This is a genomic window from Marinobacter denitrificans, from assembly GCF_008795955.1.
GTDB lineage: Bacteria > Pseudomonadota > Gammaproteobacteria > Pseudomonadales > Oleiphilaceae > Marinobacter > Marinobacter denitrificans.
In genome coordinates, this window is sequence record NZ_VMHN01000001.1 from 1,593,422 (window position 1) to 1,613,106 (window position 19,685).

The 19,685-nt window shown below is 54.5% G+C and carries 15 protein-coding genes; 7 read left to right on the forward strand and 8 right to left on the reverse strand.

Annotation, left to right across the window (positions count from 1 at the left end):
- Window positions 1–143: 143 nt before the first annotated feature.
- Together FO268_RS07380 and thpD are read left to right on the forward strand one after the other, a co-directional pair.
- Window positions 144–1,964, forward strand: a complete 1,821-nt coding sequence (locus FO268_RS07380) for an acyl-CoA dehydrogenase C-terminal domain-containing protein (protein WP_150991202.1) — start codon at window positions 144–146, stop codon at window positions 1,962–1,964.
- Window positions 1,965–2,136: 172 nt separating this feature from the next.
- Complete coding sequence (gene thpD, locus FO268_RS07385; RefSeq protein WP_150991204.1) at window positions 2,137–3,072, forward strand: ectoine hydroxylase; 936 nt, start codon at window positions 2,137–2,139, stop codon at window positions 3,070–3,072.
- A 48-nt stretch (window positions 3,073–3,120) separates the two neighbouring features.
- Here thpD and FO268_RS07390 read toward each other — a convergent pair whose 3' ends face one another.
- From FO268_RS07390 to rpmH, 8 genes are all read right to left on the reverse strand, one after another.
- On the reverse strand, window positions 3,121–3,870 hold the full coding sequence (locus FO268_RS07390) for a substrate-binding periplasmic protein (RefSeq protein WP_150991206.1): 750 nt from the start codon (window positions 3,868–3,870) through the stop codon (window positions 3,121–3,123).
- A 124-nt stretch (window positions 3,871–3,994) separates the two neighbouring features.
- Window positions 3,995–6,358: an EAL domain-containing protein gene (locus tag FO268_RS07395; protein ID WP_225316525.1), complete on the reverse strand. Its 2,364-nt coding sequence runs from the start codon at window positions 6,356–6,358 to the stop codon at window positions 3,995–3,997.
- Between the two features lie 24 nt (window positions 6,359–6,382).
- Entirely contained in the window at window positions 6,383–7,153 is a 771-nt protein-coding gene (locus FO268_RS07400; RefSeq protein ID WP_191966884.1) for a tetratricopeptide repeat protein, read from the reverse strand.
- A gap of 150 nt (window positions 7,154–7,303) precedes the next feature.
- Window positions 7,304–8,674, reverse strand: a complete 1,371-nt coding sequence (mnmE, locus tag FO268_RS07405; RefSeq protein ID WP_150991210.1) for a tRNA uridine-5-carboxymethylaminomethyl(34) synthesis GTPase MnmE — start codon at window positions 8,672–8,674, stop codon at window positions 7,304–7,306.
- Between the two features lie 71 nt (window positions 8,675–8,745).
- On the reverse strand, window positions 8,746–10,458 hold the full coding sequence (yidC, locus tag FO268_RS07410) for a membrane protein insertase YidC (protein ID WP_150991212.1): 1,713 nt from the start codon (window positions 10,456–10,458) through the stop codon (window positions 8,746–8,748).
- Window positions 10,459–10,462: 4 nt separating this feature from the next.
- Window positions 10,463–10,756 (reverse strand): membrane protein insertion efficiency factor YidD, encoded by a 294-nt coding sequence (gene yidD / locus FO268_RS07415; RefSeq protein ID WP_150991214.1) that lies wholly within the window; start codon window positions 10,754–10,756, stop codon window positions 10,463–10,465.
- Window positions 10,756–11,163, reverse strand: a complete 408-nt coding sequence (gene rnpA / locus FO268_RS07420) for a ribonuclease P protein component (RefSeq protein ID WP_150991216.1) — start codon at window positions 11,161–11,163, stop codon at window positions 10,756–10,758. The genes yidD and rnpA overlap by 1 nt, the downstream gene beginning before the upstream one ends.
- A gap of 15 nt (window positions 11,164–11,178) precedes the next feature.
- Complete coding sequence (gene rpmH / locus FO268_RS07425) at window positions 11,179–11,313, reverse strand: 50S ribosomal protein L34 (protein WP_008172542.1); 135 nt, start codon at window positions 11,311–11,313, stop codon at window positions 11,179–11,181.
- 642 nt (window positions 11,314–11,955) lie between these two features.
- Here rpmH and dnaA point away from each other — a divergent pair.
- The 5 genes from dnaA to gyrB all read left to right on the forward strand — a co-directional run bounded on the left by dnaA (window position 11,956) and on the right by gyrB (window position 19,596).
- Window positions 11,956–13,404, forward strand: coding sequence for a chromosomal replication initiator protein DnaA (gene dnaA, locus FO268_RS07430; protein WP_150991218.1), 1,449 nt, complete (start codon window positions 11,956–11,958; stop codon window positions 13,402–13,404).
- A gap of 57 nt (window positions 13,405–13,461) precedes the next feature.
- Window positions 13,462–14,565, forward strand: coding sequence for a DNA polymerase III subunit beta (gene dnaN, locus FO268_RS07435; RefSeq protein ID WP_150991220.1), 1,104 nt, complete (start codon window positions 13,462–13,464; stop codon window positions 14,563–14,565).
- A gap of 36 nt (window positions 14,566–14,601) precedes the next feature.
- Window positions 14,602–15,873 (forward strand): ABC1 kinase family protein, encoded by a 1,272-nt coding sequence (locus tag FO268_RS07440; RefSeq protein ID WP_150991222.1) that lies wholly within the window; start codon window positions 14,602–14,604, stop codon window positions 15,871–15,873.
- Between the two features lie 98 nt (window positions 15,874–15,971).
- Complete coding sequence (gene recF / locus FO268_RS07445; protein WP_150991224.1) at window positions 15,972–17,096, forward strand: DNA replication/repair protein RecF; 1,125 nt, start codon at window positions 15,972–15,974, stop codon at window positions 17,094–17,096.
- An 85-nt stretch (window positions 17,097–17,181) separates the two neighbouring features.
- Window positions 17,182–19,596 carry a DNA topoisomerase (ATP-hydrolyzing) subunit B gene (gyrB, locus tag FO268_RS07450; RefSeq protein WP_150991226.1) on the forward strand — a complete coding sequence of 805 codons (2,415 nt, stop codon included), beginning with the start codon at window positions 17,182–17,184 and terminating at the stop codon, window positions 19,594–19,596.
- Window positions 19,597–19,685: the final 89 nt, after the last annotated feature.

Below are 19,685 nucleotides of genomic sequence, written 5' to 3' on the forward strand. Positions count from 1 at the left end.
TCATTTCAGCCAATTGTCCGTTCTGACATCGAGGATAGCGATTTCCGTCAATGGCAGGCCGCCAGCAATGCCGTAAAACATCAGGCAATGGAAGGCTGCCGGCCTTCGCCCACTCTGCAAACAGAATCACAGAGGTTATTGCCATGCCGGTTTACAAGGCGCCCCTGCGCGACATGAAGTTCCTGCTCAATGAGGTGTTTGACTACCCTGGCCATTACACCCGGCTCCAGAGCGGCGAAAACGCCACTCCCGATATCGTTGACGCCATACTCAACGAATGCGGGCGATTCTGTGAAGAGGTACTGAGCCCGCTTTACCAGAGTGGTGACGAGGAAGGCTGTAGGCTGGAAAATGGGGAAGTAATCACTCCGAAAGGCTATCCCGAGGCCTATCAGCAATACGCCATGGGCGGCTGGCAGGGTCTCTCTGCACCGGAAGAATACGGTGGCCAGGGCCTTCCTGCCTCGATGGGCCTGCTAAAACAGGAAATGATGGGGACCGCCAACTGGCCTTTCTCCATGTACCCCGGCCTGTCCATGGGCGCCATGAACACTATTTTCCTGCACGGCAGTGAAGAACAGAAACAGGTCTACCTGACACCACTCACCGAAGGACGCTGGGGCGGCACCATGTGCCTCACAGAACCCCAATGTGGTACCGACCTGGGCCAGGTCAAGGCCAAAGCAGAGCCTCAGGCAGACGGCAGTTACAAACTCTCCGGTACCAAGATTTTCATTTCCTCCGGTGACCATGATCTCACCGAGAACATTGTTCATATTGTGCTCGCCCGTTTGCCGGATGCCCCCAAGGGCACTCGCGGTATCAGTCTGTTTATCGTGCCCAAATTCCTCCCGGACGGTAACGGTGGCATTGGCGAACGCAACGGCGTTACCTGCGGCAGCCTGGAAAAGAAAATGGGCATCAAGGCTTCGGCCACCTGTGTACTGAACTTCGATGATGCCACCGGCTTTCTGATAGGCCCGGAAAATGAAGGCCTGAACTGCATGTTTACCTTTATGAACACCGCCCGTATCGGCACCGCCATTCAGGGGGTAGGACCTGCGGAGCTCTCTTACCAGTGGGCACTGGACTACGCCAAAGAGCGTCGGTCCATGCGGGCGCTTTCGGGCAAGAAAGAACCAGACCAGGCAGCTGACGCACTGATTCATCATGCCGACGTTCGCCGTATGTTGCTGACCCAGAAAGCCGTGGCCGAGGGAGGCCGCGCAATGCTGTATTACGCCGCCCGCCTGGCAGACCATATGGTGGAAGGCCACACCACCGGCGATGAGAAAAAGGCCGACGCCTACGACGACAAGCTCGGTTTCCTGACCCCGATATTGAAAGGTTTCCTGACCGAACTGGGTAACGAGGCGGCCAATCTGGGCGTGCAGGTATTCGGGGGCCATGGCTACATACGCGAACATGGTATGGAGCAGATTGTCCGGGATACCCGCATTGCCACGCTTTATGAAGGCACCACCGGTATCCAGGCGCTGGACCTGTTGGGCCGCAAGGTGTTGCTGATGACCCAGGGCGGGGCGGTCAGGGAGTTCACCCTCCGGGTGGCCAACTTTGCCCGCAAGAATCTGACCGACAAACGGGTCCGTCCCTTCTCGGTCGAGCTGCTCAAACTCACGGCGCAGTGGAATCTGCTGACGGTTCGCCTGATGCTGGCGGCCCGTAAAGATCGGGACATGGTCAGTTCGGCTGCCAATGACTTCCTCATGTACAGCGGTTACGTAACCATGGCATACATGTGGCTGCGCATGGCCGCCGTTGCCTCCGACAAGCTCGACAAGGGGGGTGCGGATTCCGAAGACTTCTACCGGGCCAAGCTGGCGACGGCGGAATTCTACTACGAGCGCCTTCTGCCAAGAGCCCAGGCCCATGCCACCAGCATGCTCAGCCCCAGCAAGAACCTGATGCAGCTGGAGGCAGACAGCATGAGTTTTATCGATTAAATCCACACCTGCTGGATTTGCCCGCCGGGCGGTTGAAATTCTGACGACCGCCCCCAATCTTTCAGTAGCCGCCGCTCGCGCGGAATTCCATACCAGATCAACTTGTTATTTTTTGCTTCGGGAAACCTGATACGGGTTCCCCTGTGCGATAGAGAAATAGGGAGGTTTGACCATGGATACTCGTACTGATGATCTGTACCCCACACGGCTTGAGCGCCCTACGGCAAGTTTCAAGCGCCTGGACCCGGTAGTGCACAGCGCTGGCAAAGAGCGGAAAGACGGCCCGCTGAGCGAAACGGAACTGGCTCAATACGAGCGGGATGGCTTTCTGGTATTCAATAATTTTCTCGATACCACCACGGTACAGCGATTCCGGGAAGACTTGCGTGCCTACGAGAATGACGAGGCCATACTGCAATCCGAGGGCACCATCACAGAACCGGGAAAGCAGGAAATACGTTCCGTTTTCGGCATTCACGAGCTGTCGGACCGCTTTGACCGCCTGACTCGTGACCCTCACATTCTGGGCATGGTGCACCAGCTGCTGGGCAGTGATGCCTACATTCACCAGTCACGTATTAACTTCAAGCCGGGATTCCACGGTAAGGGCTTTGACTGGCACTCGGATTTTGAAACCTGGCACGCAGAAGATGGTATGCCTCGTATGCGCTCAGTGAGTTTTTCCATCGCGTTGACTGACAATACACCGTTCAATGGGCCATTGATGCTGGTGCCGGGCTCCCACAGGACCTTTATCCCCTGCGTCGGCCGCACGCCCGAAGACAACTATCAGTCGTCACTGAAAAAACAGGAGCTGGGTGTGCCGGCGCACCATGACCTCAACCGGATGATCGACGAACATGGTATCCAGGCACCCACGGGCCCGGCCGGTTCACTGATTATTTTCGAGTGCAACACCCTGCACGCCTCCAACGCCAATATGTCCCCCTGGCCACGCAGCAACCTGTTCTTCGTCTATAACAGTGTGGAGAATCAGCTGGTGCAGCCATTCTGCGGCAACAAACCCCGGCCTGAATTCCTGGGTAACCGGACTCGCACTGACTCTCTTCAGGTTGTGGATGCCCCGGATCAGCGCAGAACCGGTTGACTTTACGGGCGCCTATAAACGAAAAGGGGAGCCGTATCGCTCCCCTCCTTACAAGCCGTATTTGGTTTCAATGGCCTCGAACATGCCTGACTCATGGACCTTTTCAAGCCCGGCGTTGAGCTTTTCGACTGTGTCATCCGGTGTATCGGGATTTATTGCGAGGAAAAGCTCCATATCGTTAAAGGAATAGACCGGTTCCAATCCTTCCACGTCTTGCTGCGAAGCAAAATAAGGGCCTGCCAGCCGATCTGCTATCCACAAGTCAATCTGGCCAAGTTCCAGGCGTTTGGGGTTCAGGTCATCACTATCCAGAGCCGACACCTCGTAGCCACGTTCAAGCAGGTACTCGGTCATAACATCATTGCGGTAGCCACCAAACCTCAGCCCCCTGGTATCTTCAAGGCGGTCGATCTGGAGATCTGTACCCGCGGGGGCGAAAATGGTCCACAGGTTCCGGGTCAGCGGGCCAACCCACTTGAAGCGGGGCGCACGGGACTCTGTGTAGGTAGTGCAGAAAATACCGTGATTGCTTTTGTTAAGGGCGCGGTTGTAGCCGTAATCCCAGTTTCGCAGCTTGATCACATAATCAAGGTCGGTGTTGTTAAGAATCGCTTTGACCATCTCGGTGCATAAACCATCGATGTTCGTGCCGTTATGCTCGAACGCCCGTCCTGTGGCACTCATGTTGTACGGGGGAAAGTTTTCGGTATACAGATACAGTTTGTCAGACGCCTGGGCGGTGGAAATGCTAGCGGTCAGGGTCAGGACAGCAAGTAGTAGAGGTGGCAGGTGCCGCACGGTTTTTCTCCTTGGTATGCATAGTCGCCATGGCGATGGCGTCCCTTTCTTGGAGGGCGAAGTCTACCTCAGGTATCGACGGTAATTGACACCAAAAATGTGTGTTTTCGTAAGGAAATGAACGCTATACCATTCGCTCAGCCGATCCTGGCTCCGGGACCGGCAAGCCAAAATAGTCGCCTTGGGAAAAGTCGATGCCCAACTCACAAACCCGCTCCTGCACGGCTTGGTTGTGGACAAATTCAGCCACAGTGCGGATATTCAGACTACGGGCAAACTGGACAATGCCACTGGTTACAAGAAATGCTGTGTGATCCTCATGCAGATTGCGGATCAGGCTGCCATCGATTTTTATATAATCGACGTTCAGGCTCAGAAGGTGGGCAAAGTTGGAGTAGCCGGTGCCGAAATCATCAATGGCAATTTGACAGCCAAAAGGCTTTACCTGCTCAATAAAGCGATGGATTTCATCGTAATTGGTAATACCGTCCGATTCCAGAATCTCGAATATCACCCTGCTCCCGATGCCATAACGATCCAGAGCCTCCAGAATCCTGCCCACTGTTTCAGAATCGGCAATGTCGCCGTACGACAGATTGATGGAAAACTCTTCCTCCCGATCTGAGAAACCGGCAAAACACTTCTCGATCATCAATACCGTGATTCTGCGGTTCAGACGCAAACGGTCGGCAATTTTCACGAACTGGGCGGCGCTGATCACACGGCCGTCCGTCTCCACCATCCGTACCAGACATTCGTATTTGGTAACACGCTGCTGCCTGTTATCATGAATAGGCTGAAACCAGGGCACCAGACGGTCTTCGTCAATGGCCGCTTTCAGCCGGTTGGCCCAGTAGAGGTTGGCTTCGTAGTTCTCTTCAACTCCCACAGACGGATCGTAAAGCAGGTGATGGCGGTTCTGCTCCCGGGCCTGCAGCACCGCCACCTTGGCCTGACTGACCAGTTGATCGGCGGAGCCCCCCGCTCTGCGGCCTTTTCGCGTTGCCATTCCGACGCTGACATCCATTGTCAGGGGCTGGTACTGCCAATATATCCGCTCCCCGTTGACAAGGTGACGCAGCTGCACAGCCAGACCCTGGATGCCCTCCTCCTCAAGCAACGGCGCAAGGATCGCAAATTCATCACCTGGCAACCGGTAGACCCTCAACAGTCCTCCGGCCCGGTCCCGGTTGAAAGCTGTTAACCGAGTGGCAAGCACCAGCAATACGTGGTCACCACAGACATTGCCAAAGAGGCTGTTGATTTCGTTAAAGCGGTCCAGATTGATGATCAACAACGAGGCATCATCACGGGCCTGCAAGTCCCGTAACAGGCGGACCCGATTGGGCAATCCGGTAAGCTCGTCAGTATAGGACGCCTGAAGTTCCCGGATCAGCTGCATGATCCGGTATAACAGATAAAGGCTCAGAAGCAGCATTGCAGAAACCGTGCCCAGGAGAATCCTCTGGTTGGTCTTCTCCATAGGCCTCAGTACCGCATTGATTTCATCCACCGGCACGCCTGCACCATAGACCATGCCGCCGGCAGTAGCGGCATAATACAGTTCGTAATCGTTACCACTTACGGTGAGCGTGCGCATGGTAAGGGCTTCGGAGGCCGGGTCGATATCTGCGGCCAGCTCAAGTGCCAGAACAGCATCAATCAGAGCCTGCTCTTCGGGGGTATCCTCACCCCTGCTGAGGCTGGAGAGATTACGGTTATTGCTATCGTTGAGAAAAGTGAAGCTATGCTCGGTAACGCTGATGCGACTGACGACGTCAATGATCTGGTCCGATGTCCAGGCAGTTGTTGCCATACCCAGCAGGTTGTTCCGCTGGTCATACATCGGGGTTGCCAACGTCAGGACCGCGCGTTCGGTGTTGAGATCGTAATAGACCGGGGACCAGTAAACTTCACTGACACGCTCGGGGCCGGGTGTCCATCCCCGACCGAGTGTGTGACCGAACCAGGGAGCGTTACGATAGTTTCGTAGCTGAGCATCAACCTCCAGACGCTTCAGCTCCGGGTTATCGGCGTTGCGTATAAAATACGGCATATAGCCATCACCGGGCCCGGACATAACGCCGGGCTCAAACCACAAGCCGCCGCCGGCAGCACCGTCAAAATCTTTCAGGTGGTCTTTGAGAGAGGTTTCCAGATGGGCCCGGATAGTGGAGCGGTCGATATCAGCGACATTGCTCCGGGCCAGCGAATGGAAGCTTTCGCCAACATTTGCCAGCGCCTTGGTGTAACCGGCCAGTGCTGACTGACGGCCGTTGATGCGAGTCAGCCCGGCACTGATAACTTCATGGATCTGCTGACGCCGGAGCTCGGAAAGGGCCTCCTGGGAGTAGTTGAGGTTCAGGCGTGACAGCAACAACATACCGGCGAGAAATACCAGTATCAGTAAGCCGAGTAACCACATGACTGCCTGTCGGGAGGAGGGGTTTTTCCGGTAGAACGGGCGGCGGAGAAACGTGACCGACATCAATCGATATCCTTCGGCGGAGAATCAGGTACCGTCGGCGGGGGTTTGCTCCCGGAAACGTTCAAGTGCTATGCGAGCTTCCTTGTGCCCCTGGCTAGCTGCCTTATCGTACCAGTATACGGCCTGTTCCGGATTTTTCTCGACACCGAGTCCGGAATCGTACAGCTGGGCCAGAATATAGGCTGCAGTACCCGAAACGAGCGCCACCTGCCGTGCCCATTGAAAAGCGCTGGCATAGTCTTCAAAAGCATGGGTAATCATTGCCATATTGACCTGAGAGCGCGGATCTCCGTTTTCAGCGGTTTCGCGGCAGGCTTCCCTGGCGGCACTGAAGTTGCGGATAGTGGTTAACAGATAGCAGTCACTGAGGGATTGGGCGTCCTGCCGTTGGGGCTGGGAGGCTTCATCGTTGTCATCAGGGGCAGCGATTGTGGTCGGCAGATTGTTGTGCTGGTTCTGCTGCACCCGCTGGGCAAACGATTCTACCTCTGCGGCGCAGGAGTAGTTATACCCGGCACGATAGCGGGCCAGTCGCTGTTCTGTAGCCGGTTTGCCGGCATAGCCATCCGCGATGGCCTGGCAGCGGCGGTCACGTTCCTCCGCAATTTGCCGAAGCACGGCTTCACGTCCGGTATCATCACCATGCTTCTTGAGATAATCCGTAAGCGGGTCAATATAGGGCTGGTCAAACAGTGCCTGGCGCTGCAGTTCGTAGGGTGCTGTATCAGGTGGGGTAGCAGGCGGCTTGCCTGCATTCTCGCCCCGGGTTCCAACCTGCGGCTGCGCTTCAGACAAGTACTCACCGTTGATGACAGCGCACCCGGGCAGGAACAGAAGGGTCAGAAGAGAAACATACCAACGATACATTGAAACCTTTTAGCCGTTCACGGCAACGGAGCATCCGGTCTCATATGGAAGAGCACTGACTCAACGGTTTCCCTGTGCTTATTTACCTATACAAAAGCTACTGAAGATCTTACCAAGCAACTCATCCGGTGTCATTGCACCTGTAATTTCTCCCAGGGCATCCTGCGCAGCACGCAGATCCTCAGCGAGTAACTCGCCGGCGCCGAAACCCTGTAACTGTGCTTCGCCCTGGCGCATGAACTCCTGTGCCCGTTCCAGGGCATCCAGATGACGACGCCTGGCGATAAAGCCACCCTCTGTCGTACTGGCAAAACCCATGCACTGTTTCAGGTGATCCCTCAGAACTTCAAGCCCATCTGCGGATTTGGCCGCGATACGGATGACCGGCGCCGCCGCTCGGTCTGGTTGTTCAATACCGACGGGTTCGCCGGTCAGATCCACTTTGTTCCGGATTACCGTAAGAGGGGCACCCTGAGGTAGCTGATCAATAAAATCGGGCCACAATCGGTGAGGTTCAGTTTCCGGTGTTGTGGTCGCGTCCACCATCAGCAGGATACGGTCGGCCTGGCGGATTTCCTCCCAGGCGCGGGCAATGCCGATCTGTTCAACTTCGTCCGGGCTGTCTCTCAATCCGGCCGTATCAATAATATGCAGGGGCATGCCATCAATATGTATATGCTCCCGCAGAACGTCCCGGGTAGTGCCTTCAACCGCGGTTACAATGGCGGCTTCCCGACCGGCAAGCGCATTGAGCAGGCTGGATTTGCCGGCGTTGGGGCGGCCAGCTATCACCACTTTCATACCGTCCCTGAGAATCGTCCCTTGCTGGGCCTCAGCAAGAATCACGTCCAGATTCTGCATGATGGTCTGCAGGTCGTTGGCGACTTTACCATCCGCCAGAAAATCGATTTCCTCTTCAGGGAAATCAATGGCAGCTTCCACATAAATACGAAGGTGAGTAACCGCCTCGACCAGGGCATCAATTCTACGGGAAAACACGCCCTGTAATGACCTGACGGCACAGCGTGCAGCCTGTTCTGAACTGCTCTCAATCAGATCGGCAATCGCTTCCGCCTGGGTCAGATCGAGTTTGTCATTAAGAAATGCCCTTTCGGAAAATTCACCGGGCCGCGCCAGGCGGGCGCCCAGCTCACACACTGTTCTCAGCAACAGGTCCAGGATAACGGTACCGCCGTGCCCCTGAAGCTCGAATACATCTTCGCCTGTAAACGAATGGGGATTGGGAAAAAACAGCCCTATGCCTTCATCAATCAATTCGCCGCTTGTGTCCAGGAAGGGACCGTAGTGGGCGTAACGGGGACGGGGATTGAAACCAAGCATTTTGCGGGCAATGGTCGCCGCCTCCGGTCCGGAGACTCGCACAATCCCCACACCGGACTGACCCGGCGCTGTGGCAATGGCGGCAATGGTATCGGTGGCATTGAACATCTTGTTGTCCCCTGAAACAACAGAGGCCCCTTGAAGGAGCCTCTGTGATTGCTGGCCTTAATTGTGCCTGATCAGCTCTTCTTGGTGGCCATTTCCGCTTCAATCTTGCGGGTAATGTACCACTGCTGGCTGATGGACAGGATGTTGTTAACCAACCAGTACAGTACCAGACCTGCCGGGAACCAGAGGAAAAATACCGTAAACACCAGCGGCATCATCTTCATGATCTTGGCCTGCATCGGGTCCGGTGGTGTCGGGTTCAGGCTCATCTGCAGCATCATGCTGGCACCCATCAGGATGGGCAGGATGAAATAGGGGTCCATTACCGACAGATCGTGAATCCACAGCATAAACGGTGCATGGCGCAGCTGCACACTTTCGAACAGAACCCAGTACAGGGAAATGAACACGGGCATCTGAACCAGTATCGGCAGGCAGCCACCAAGGGGGTTTATTTTCTCCCGCTTGTACAGCGCCATCATTTCCTGGGACATTCGCTGGCGATCGTCGCCGTAGAGTTCTTTCAGCCTCGTCAGCTGCGGAGCCACAGCACGCATTCTTGCCATGGAACGGTAGCTGGTAGCAGAGAGTTTGAAGAACACCGCCTTCACCAGGACCGTCAGCAGAATGATCGCGACACCCCAGTTGCCCACCAGGCCATAGAACCAGTCCAGGATAATGAACAGCGGCAAGGCAATAAAGAACAGGAAGCCGAAATCAACGGTGCGATCCAGGTTCGGCGCCACTTCTTCCAGGCGCTCAATGATCTTGGGGCCAACATAGGCCCGGGCAGATACTTCTGCGGTTTCTCCTGGTTGAACCTGTGTGGCGGGGTAGACAAATCCCATCACATGAAGAGCGCCGCGTTGAGTGGACTGGAACTGGGCGGGTTGATCCCGTTCAGGTACCCATGCCGCCAGGAAATAATGCTGGAGGAACGCCAGCCAGCCATTGGTGACTGACTGATTAACGGGTTCGTCAGTCAGATCATCAAAATCGTACTTTTCGTAGGGGTCCTCCGGGGTGCTGACGACCATACCCAGGAATGCCCTGATACCAAGGCTGTTCTGTGCAGTCGGATCAGGCGCCTGGTCCCTGACGATCTTGCCGGTCATGTTGGCCTGCCAGACATCGTCAGACTGGTTATCGATCAGATAACGAACATCAATTTCATAGCTGTCACGGGCAAATCCGTACCGTTTGGTGATTTCCACATTATTGTCAGTGGAATAGGTCAGATCTACGGTAAGTGAATCTTCACCTTCCTGCAGTTCGAATTCACTGGCAGAGACTTCGTAAACGGGGGCACTGCCGTTGCGTTTACTGTCGATACCATCGCGGCCAATAAGACCGCTTTCCATGATGTAGGTGCGCCGATTGGTATTGGTCAGAATCCGCAGGGATTCCTTACTATCGAGTGAGCGATCGTACTGGAGCAGGGAGCTTTGGATGAGATTACCGCCGACCCGATCAATTTTCAGTTCATAGACATCGGTACGGATGGTGATGAGCTGGTCGCTGACTTCGACTGAACCATTTTCTGAACTGCTGATAGCCTGGCTTTCACCTTCCGGGGTTGTGAACTCTTCGTCGGAGGTCACAGATCCGCCTGCGGATTCGTCTGGCAGTGTCAGATCATCGCTGTCTCCGGAGGGGGCCCTGGAACTGGTCTGCTCGGCAACCTGTTCGGTCTGCGGCAGGTTATAGTCTTCATTCCAGGCAAGTACCATCATGTAACTGACAATGGCCAGGCCGGCAAATAATACAATGCGTTGAATATCCATAAACTTACTGTTTGGTCTGGTTAGTGTTATGGGTTTGGCTGGCCGGCCCGCAGCAGGTGGTGGACATTACCTCACTGCAGACGTCAGTGCCCGGAACGGGATCATACCCGCCTTTTGCCCACGGATGACACCTCAGAAGACGTTTCATCGCAAGAAAAAGGCCTTTTGCTGCACCATGGGTGGTTATGGCTTCGACAGCATATTGTGAGCAGGTTGGAAAGTGACGGCAGTGACTGGCCATCATGGGGCTTATCGCATACTGGTAGACACGGATGGGCAGGAGCAACAGTTTGCGCATTAACCCGTTCCTTTGCCGGTACCGGAATGTTCCGATGTTGAGGGTTTCTGGAGCTGGCGGTTTTTCTTTCTGAGACGCGACCAAAGCTCCGTCAGGGTAGCATTGAGCGTTGCATTATCAAGCTCTGTCAGTCCCCGTCGCCCAAGCACCACAATGTCCAGGGCAGGGTAGTCTGTCTGGTGTCTGAAGGTTTCCCGGACCCGACGTTTGACGCGATTGCGTTGTACGGCGAGTTTGAGATTTTTCTTTGAAAACACCAAACCGATCCTGGCGTGTCCCAGAGTATTGGGTGTCGCCAGGATCAGAAAATTCCGGTGCGGAACCCGGATTTGAACGTCATCGAAGACTTTGCCGTAATCACCTGGTTTGAGCAGCCGGGACGATTTTGGAAAGGTCAAAGCCTTCATCAGGCGGTCAATGTCTTACGCAGACAGACGGGCACGGCCCTTGGCACGACGGCGGGAGATAACCTTGCGGCCGTTGGCAGTCGCCATGCGGGCACGGAAACCGTGAACGCGCTTACGCTTCAGTACGCTTGGTTGAAACGTTCTTTTCATGGTGTCGATCTCACATTGCAGGTATTGGAAATTCAATGGTTGGCTGGAAAATGAACAGCCAAAACAGGAGCGGCATTCTATGCAATGTGGCAAAGGAATTCAATGCTTATCGATTGCGTGATGCGCTAATCTGGATCTGACGGAAACAACCCGGCTGAGTAATAGATTCAGTAGGTCTTTTTTAATCTCTTTAAGGATTATTATTACTGTTATTAGGCAGGCCTTTTTCTGTGGATAAGCGACAAAACGGGATTTAAAACAGTTTATTGCGATATTTACAAGGTGGTTGACAAGTGCTGCTGAGCCCTGTGCATAACTGACGCACGGAATGTGGGTAACATGGTTGGTAGCTTCGAGGCGGTTTTATCCACTGGTGTCAGGGGGATTATGCACAGGGTTGGGGCCGGGTTGCGAACAACGGGCTGTGGGTAACTGTGAAGGCTATCGTTTTCTGTACACAAGCCTGTAGGTAAGTCTGTAAAAATATGATATTTAACAATTTAAATTTCCACAGGCTGTTTATTAAGTGCTATTGACCCTTTCACTTGAGGGGTGCGCAGGTTAGAATCCTTGGTCATCTCTTTCATCGGGTCACGGAGATCCGTTACGAGTAATTTCTGAGGCATCGGAGGCAAGGCTGTCGTGCCGAATAATATCTGGCATCAGTGTCTGGAAGTACTCCGGGACGAGTTTCCCGCTCAGCAATTCAACACCTGGCTCAGGCCCTTGCAGTCTGATCACCGCGAGGGCCAGTTGATGCTGTTTGCGCCAAACCGCTTCGTGATGGATTGGGTCAACGAGAAATACCTCAGACGAATTGAAGAAGTATTGAAAGATCTCCATGGGGGCCAGGCGCCGCTGGTCAATATGAAAGTGGGTTCAGCACCCAAAACGTCAGATCTGGTTGTTCGTTCTGAAACGGCAGCCAAAGGGGCGGCGACCGAGCAGGAAGGCGTCAGCACGGTGACGGAAGAAGAGAGGGGGATTGCAGCCACGGTGAACCCCCGCGCCGCAAAGCCGAGGCACGAAGACAACCGCCGTTCCGTGCAGGTGGAAGGGGATATCAAACACCAGAGCTTTCTCAATGAAGGTTTTACGTTTGACACTTTCGTGGAGGGTAAATCCAACCAGCTCGCCAGGGCTGCCTCCATGCAGGTGGCGGAAAACCCCGGCGGGGCCTACAACCCTTTGTTTCTTTACGGTGGGGTTGGTCTCGGTAAAACCCACCTGATGCATGCAATCGGTAACGATATAGTTAGGCGCAATCCAAGGGCAAAGGTCGCCTATCTTCGCTCCGAGCGGTTTGTCGCAGACATGGTCAAGGCCCTTCAGCTGAACGCAATCAATGAGTTCAAGCGGTATTACCGGTCCGTAGATGCACTGCTGATTGATGATATCCAGTTTTTTGCCCGCAAGGAGCGGTCCCAGGAAGAGTTTTTCCACACCTTCAATGCGTTGCTTGAGGGTGGCCAGCAAGTAATCGTCACCTGTGACCGCTTTCCGAAAGAAATTGTGGATATGGAAGAACGGCTCAAATCGCGATTTGGCTGGGGCCTGACAGTGATGGTTGAACCACCGGAGCTGGAAACGCGGGTGGCGATCCTGATGAAAAAAGCCGAGCAGGTGAACGTCAAACTCAGTAGCGAAGCGGCTTTTTTTATTGCCCAGAAGATCCGTTCGAATGTCCGGGAACTAGAAGGGGCACTGCGTCTGGTGATAGCGAATGCTCACTTCACCGGGTCGGAGATAACCCCACCGTTTATCCGCGAAAGCCTCAAAGACTTGCTGGCGCTGCATGAAAAGCAGGTCAGTATTGATAACATTCAGCGCACGGTGGCGGAGTATTACAAGATCAAGGTCTCTGACCTGTTGTCGAAACGACGCACCCGTACGATAACCCGGCCACGGCAGGTTGCCATGTCTCTGTCGAAAGAGCTGACCAACCACAGCCTGCCGGAAATCGGGGATGCGTTTGGTGGCCGTGATCACACCACGGTACTGCATGCGTGCAAGAAGATTGTGGAGCTCCAGGAGACAGATCCGGGTATCCGCGAAGATTATCAGAACTTTATGCGGTTGCTTACAACCTGACCGGTTCAGTGAACAACCAATAAACATTCACCTTCCAATAAAAGAATGCTGGGTGCCATGAAACTGACGATCAGCCGAGAATCCCTGCTTACCCCGCTGCAATCCATTGCCGGTGTGGTGGAACGTAAACAGACAATGCCAGTATTGTCCAATGTATTGCTGGTAGCGGAAGACAACTCCCTGACTCTCACCGGAACCAATATGGAAGTGGAGCTGGTTGGACGGGTGTCGCCGGTGCACGTGGATCAGCCGGGACGTATTACCGTCCCGGCCCGGAAACTGTCCGATATCTGCCGCGCACTGGGCGAGGAATCTCCCATTGAGCTTGCACTGGAAGGTGACCGGCTGCACCTGCGTTGTGGTGCCAGCCATTTCACCCTGTCGACTTTGCCTGCTGAGCATTTTCCAAATGTGGAGGACGAGGCGGAAAGTTTCCGGCTCGAACTGCCCCAGAAGGAACTCAGCCGTATGTTTGATGCGACCGCCTTTGCCATGGCGCAACAGGATGTCCGTTATTATCTCAATGGCCTTTTGTTGGAAGTGGACAAAGACCACGTCCGCACAGTGGCGACGGATGGCCATCGCCTGGCCATGGCCCATTTCGATCTGCCGACCGGCTGCCCTGAACCGCGGCAGGTGATTGTGCCCCGTAAGGGCGTGCTGGAGCTGGCGCGCCTGCTGGATGACGTGGAGACGCCGGTTACCCTGGTGATTGGGGACAACCATCTGCGTGCTACTGTGGGAGCCTACACGTTCACCTCGAAGCTGATAGAGGGCAAGTTCCCGGACTATAACCGGGTTATTCCCCGTGGCGGTGACAAGATCGTGTTGGCAGACCGGGCCACACTCAAGAATACCCTGCAACGTGCCGGTATTCTTTCCCACGAAAATATCCGGGGCGTGCGGCTGAATCTTGCCCCTAACGAGTTGCAGGTTTTCGCCAATAACCCGGATCAGGAACAGGCCGAAGACGCGTTGCCGGTCGAGTATCAGGGCGAATCACTGCAAATCGGATTTAATGTAGGGTATCTGGTGGATGTAATGAATGCGTTGGAGGAAGACCAGGTGAAAATCACCCTGGCTAATCCCAACAGCAGCGCACTGATAGAAGCGCAGAACGATAACCGCTGCCTATACGTTGTGATGCCCATGCGGCTTTAAAAGACACAATTTACGGGATAAGGAAGGAAGAGAAACATGGGAACGGTGACGAACAGTCTCAAGGGTGCCTTTCGCATCGGTCAGACGGTGTCTGTACTCGGACGTGCCGGCGTGAATTGGGTTCGTGGTGATCGTCCACCTGCTCCACGCTTGCTCAGGCAGACGTTTGAATCGCTGGGAGCCACTTATATCAAGCTGGGTCAGTTTATTGCCAGTTCACCCACGTTTTTCCCCAAGGAATACGTTGAGGAGTTTCAGTACTGCCTGGACCGGACTCCGAACCTGCCCTTCGGTGTGATCAAAAAGATCATCAGGGATGAACTGGGACGGCCGATCGACGAGGTGTACTCGGATATCGATCCGGTGGCCTTGGCTTCTGCGTCAATTGCCCAGGTTCATGCTGCGAAGCTGGTTACCGGTGAAGATGTGGTGATCAAGGTACAGAAGCCCGGGGTGGAAAATATTCTGCTCACGGACCTTAACTTTCTTTATCTATCTGCCCGGATTCTGGAAACGCTGGCTCCCAAGCTGTCCTGGACGTCACTGTCGGGTATCGTTGAGGAAATTCAGCGTACCATGATGGAAGAGTGCGACTTCATCAAGGAAGCCAACAACCTTAAAGTGTTCCGGGAGTTCCTGCTGAATTCCCATAATGAAGACGCCACAGTGCCTCTTGTGTATGAAAGCTGCAGCACCCGACGGATTCTCACCATGGAGCGATTCCACGGCGTTCCGCTTACAGATCTGGAAAGCATCCGGGGCTATGCACGGGATCCGGAGCGAACGCTGATTACTGCCATGAATACCTGGTTCTCCAGCCTGACCCAGTGTGAATTTTTTCACGCGGATGTCCACGCCGGTAACCTGATGGTGTTGAAGGACGGGCGAGTGGGCTTTATCGATTTCGGCATCGTGGGGCGCATACGACCGGACACCTGGCAGGCTGTCAGCGATTTTATTTCATCCGTGATGGTCGGAAACTTCGATGGTATGGCAGACGCCATGATCCGTATCGGTATTACCCATCAAAAAGTTCAGGCCAGCGAACTGGCGAACGACCTTCGCCGTTTGTATCAACAGATGGACAAGATGGTCCCGGACGAAGTGCCGTATCAACCGGATCAGGCTGAAGACGACGTGAACAGCATCCTGATGGATATGGTGCGGATTGGTGAGGGCCATGGGCTTCATTTCCCAAGGGAGTTTGCCTTGTTGTTGAAACAGTTTCTGTACTTTGACCGTTACGTACACATTCTTGCTCCAGAGATGGATGTTTTTATGGACGAACGTCTTACCATGCTGCATTAATCGCGTTCATCCACAAGGTTTTGTACACTGGGGCAGCGTCGCCGATTGGCACGCTGCCTTTTTTGTTCCGTCTCCAGGCTGACAACTTATCGTGATCTATGGCGCTCGTTAAACTGCAAACGGAACACTTCCGCAACCTCTCTCCTGCGCCGGTCAGCTTCTCTCCTTCCATCAATCTTCTTTACGGTGAAAATGGCAGTGGAAAAACCAGCGTGCTGGAAGCCATCGGGTATCTGGGTCTCGGACGTTCGTTTCGTGTCAGTCGACACCAGGCGGTGGTCAGTCACGGCCAGAGCAAGCTCACCGTATTTGGCGGCCTCGATAAAGGAATATCCGACGACAAGGTTGCTGCGCCCGGAGAACTCTGTCACCGCGTAGGGATATCCCGGGACGTATTGGCGAAGGAAACGACACTTCGTGTGGATGGTGAAGCAGTACGAAATCTCTCTTCGCTGGCTTTGCATCTCCCCGTGTCGGTTATCGACCCCGGAGTATTTGATATTGTTGCCGGTGGTCCCGGCAAACGGCGTCAGTTTCTGGATTGGGCAGTGTTCCACGTGGAACCTTCTTTTGCCTCGAGCTGGCAGCAGTGCCAAAGAGTGACATCACAGCGGAATCAAATCCTCAGAACTGGTAGAATAGACGATGCTCTGATGAAGGTCTGGGACTCGCAGTACACGGAGTTGGCAGAGCGTCTGACAAAAGCACGTAAAGAGACCTTCCGTTTGTTCACCAAGGCCTTTGATAGCTTGCTCGGCGAGATCGACGCGCCCTGGGTAGACGGGCTCAAGCTCGATTTTTACGCGGGCTGGGATGTGTCGCAATCTCTGTTTGACGTGTTGAAAGCACATCGGGAACAGGAACGGAAAATGGGCCATACCTTGTATGGCCCCAATCGGGCCGACATACGGCTGCGTTTTCAGGGGCGACCGGTGTCGGAGACATTTTCCCGGGGTCAACAGAAAACGCTGGTTATATTGATGAAGATTGCTCAGGGCATGGTACTGAGTGATCTGGGTAAGCAGGTCACCTTTCTGCTGGATGATATTAACGCGGAACTGGACGTGGGACACCGGGCCATGCTGGCCCAGAAACTCTACGAATTACGCTGTCAGGTGTTTTTGACGTCGATAGAGCCGCCCCGACCTGATGAGCTTTGGCAGAACACCATGCCGGAATACAGATTGTTCCACGTGGAACATGGAAATTTAACGGAAGAATAGAATAAGGCCCGGATGAACCATCTTCATTCCTCTACAGCAGAGGCAATGGCTTCGGGCCGGGAAATCACCCTTCAGGAGTGCCCAAATGAGCGAATCGAACTACAATTCCTCCAGTATCAAGGTATTGAAAGGACTGGATGCGGTGCGGAAACGGCCCGGGATGTACATTGGTGATACCGATGATGGTACCGGTCTGCACCACATGGTCTTTGAGTTGGTAGATAATTCCATTGACGAAGCGCTGGCCGGGCACTGTTCTGAAATTGGGGTGATTATTCATCCGGATGAATCAGTGACGGTCAAGGATAATGGACGTGGTATCCCGGTTGACCTTCACGAGGAAGAGGGAGTGTCGGCCGCGGAAGTTATTATGACCGTGCTCCATGCCGGGGGTAAGTTTGACGACAACAGCTACAAGGTCTCTGGTGGCCTGCACGGTGTTGGAGTTTCCGTTGTAAACGCCCTGTCCTCTTCACTTACCCTGACAATCCGCCGGGATGGCAAGGTGTATGAGCAGGTATACAACGGTGGTGTACCGAAGGCGCCTCTGGGCGTTGTAGGTGATACCGATGCCAGCGGTACCAAGGTCCACTTTATTCCCTCCCCTGAAACCTTCACCAGCATCGAGTTCCATTGGGATATCCTGGCCAAGCGGTTGCGGGAGCTGGCGTTTCTGAACAGCGGCGTACGTATTCGTCTGCAGGACGAACGTTCCGGCAAAGAGGAGGTGTTCGAATATGAGGGGGGGCTGCGTGCCTTTGTGGAGCACCTGAACTCCAATAAAACCCCGATCAACCGGGTCTTCCACTTTATAAAAGAGCGCGAAGACGGCATCTCGGTTGAAGTCGCCATGCAGTGGAATGACGCCTTCCAGGAGAACATCTACACGTTCACCAACAATATTCCCCAGCGGGACGGCGGCACCCACCTGGCGGGCTTCAGGGCTGCCCTTACCCGCTCACTGAACAATTACATCGAGCATGAAGGCCTGGGTAAAAAGGCCAAGGTAAGCACTTCCGGTGACGACGCCCGTGAAGGCCTCACTGCGATTATCAGCGTGAAAGTGCCGGATCCGAAGTTCTCGTCGCAGACCAAGGACAAACTGGTCTCCTCAGAAGTGAAGACGGCGGTTGAGCAGGAGCTTTATCAGTCATTTGCTGACTTCCTTCAGGAGCAGCCTAACGAAGCCAAGCTGATCGTTAACAAGATGATCGAAGCTGCCCGCGCCCGTGAAGCTGCCCGCAAGGCCAGGGATATGACCCGTCGCAAGGGTGCTCTGGATATCGCTGGCCTGCCCGGCAAACTGGCAGACTGCCAGGAAAAGGATCCGGCCCTCTCTGAACTGTTCATAGTGGAGGGTGACTCTGCGGGCGGCAGCGCCAAGCAGGGTCGCGATCGTAAAACCCAGGCTATTCTGCCGCTTAAAGGTAAGATCCTGAACGTAGAGAAAGCACGTTTTGACAAGATGCTGTCTTCGGCGGAAGTGGGCACTCTGATCACAGCCCTGGGCTGTGGTATCGGGCGGGAAGAGTTCAATCCCGAGAAACTCCGTTACCACTCTTTGATCATCATGACCGATGCGGATGTGGATGGTTCCCACATCCGCACCCTGCTGCTTACGTTCCTGTTCCGCCAAATGCGCGAGATCATCGAACGTGGCCACGTGTTCATTGCCATGCCACCCCTCTACAAGGTCAAACGAGGCAAGCAGGAACAATACCTGAAAGACGAGAAAGCGAAGGAAGCCTACCTTACCCAGACCGCGCTGGAAGGTGCCCAGTTGTATGTGAATCCGGAGGCCCCTGCCATCAAGGATTCCGCTCTGGAGACCATGGTCAAGGATTACCAGGCGGTGATGGCAATGATTGATCGCCTGTCCCGGGCTTATCCTGCCAAGGTGCTTCAGCAAATGCTGGATAACGTCACCCTGAAGCCGGAAGACCTGAAGAACGAAGAAGCGGTTGCCCGCTGGGTCGCGCGCCTGGGTGATGGCTTGCAGCTGGATACCCGCACCGGTACCAAGTACACCTTCTCCGTGGAGAAGGATACCGAACGTAATCTTTACCTGCCGAAGGTGGTGATTTACGTTCATGGTATTCCCCATAACCACGTTTTCAGCCACGAATTCTTTGATTCGTCCTCCTATGCCGCCATCGCTCGGATGGGCGAAACCCTGGACGGTCTGATCGAAGACGGCGCTTATATTCAGCGCGGTGAGCGCAAGCAGGCAGTTCTGTCCTTCGCAGGTGCTCTTGAGTGGTTAATGAAGGAAGCCCAGCGTGGTCTGAACATCCAGCGCTACAAGGGGTTGGGCGAGATGAACCCGGACCAGTTATGGGAAACCACGATGGACCCGGAAACACGTCGCATGATGAAAGTGACGATCGAGGATGCCTTCGCGGCCGACCAGATTTTCACCACGCTGATGGGGGACGATGTGGAACCGCGACGGTTGTTCATCCAGAACAACGCCCTGGAAGTAACCAACCTGGATATCTAGGGGTACAGTGGAAGGATAATCGAGGCGTGCCCGGTACTGTTTCGCCGGGTCACAAAAAAGGCGGCCAGATGGCCGCCTTTCTTATTTAA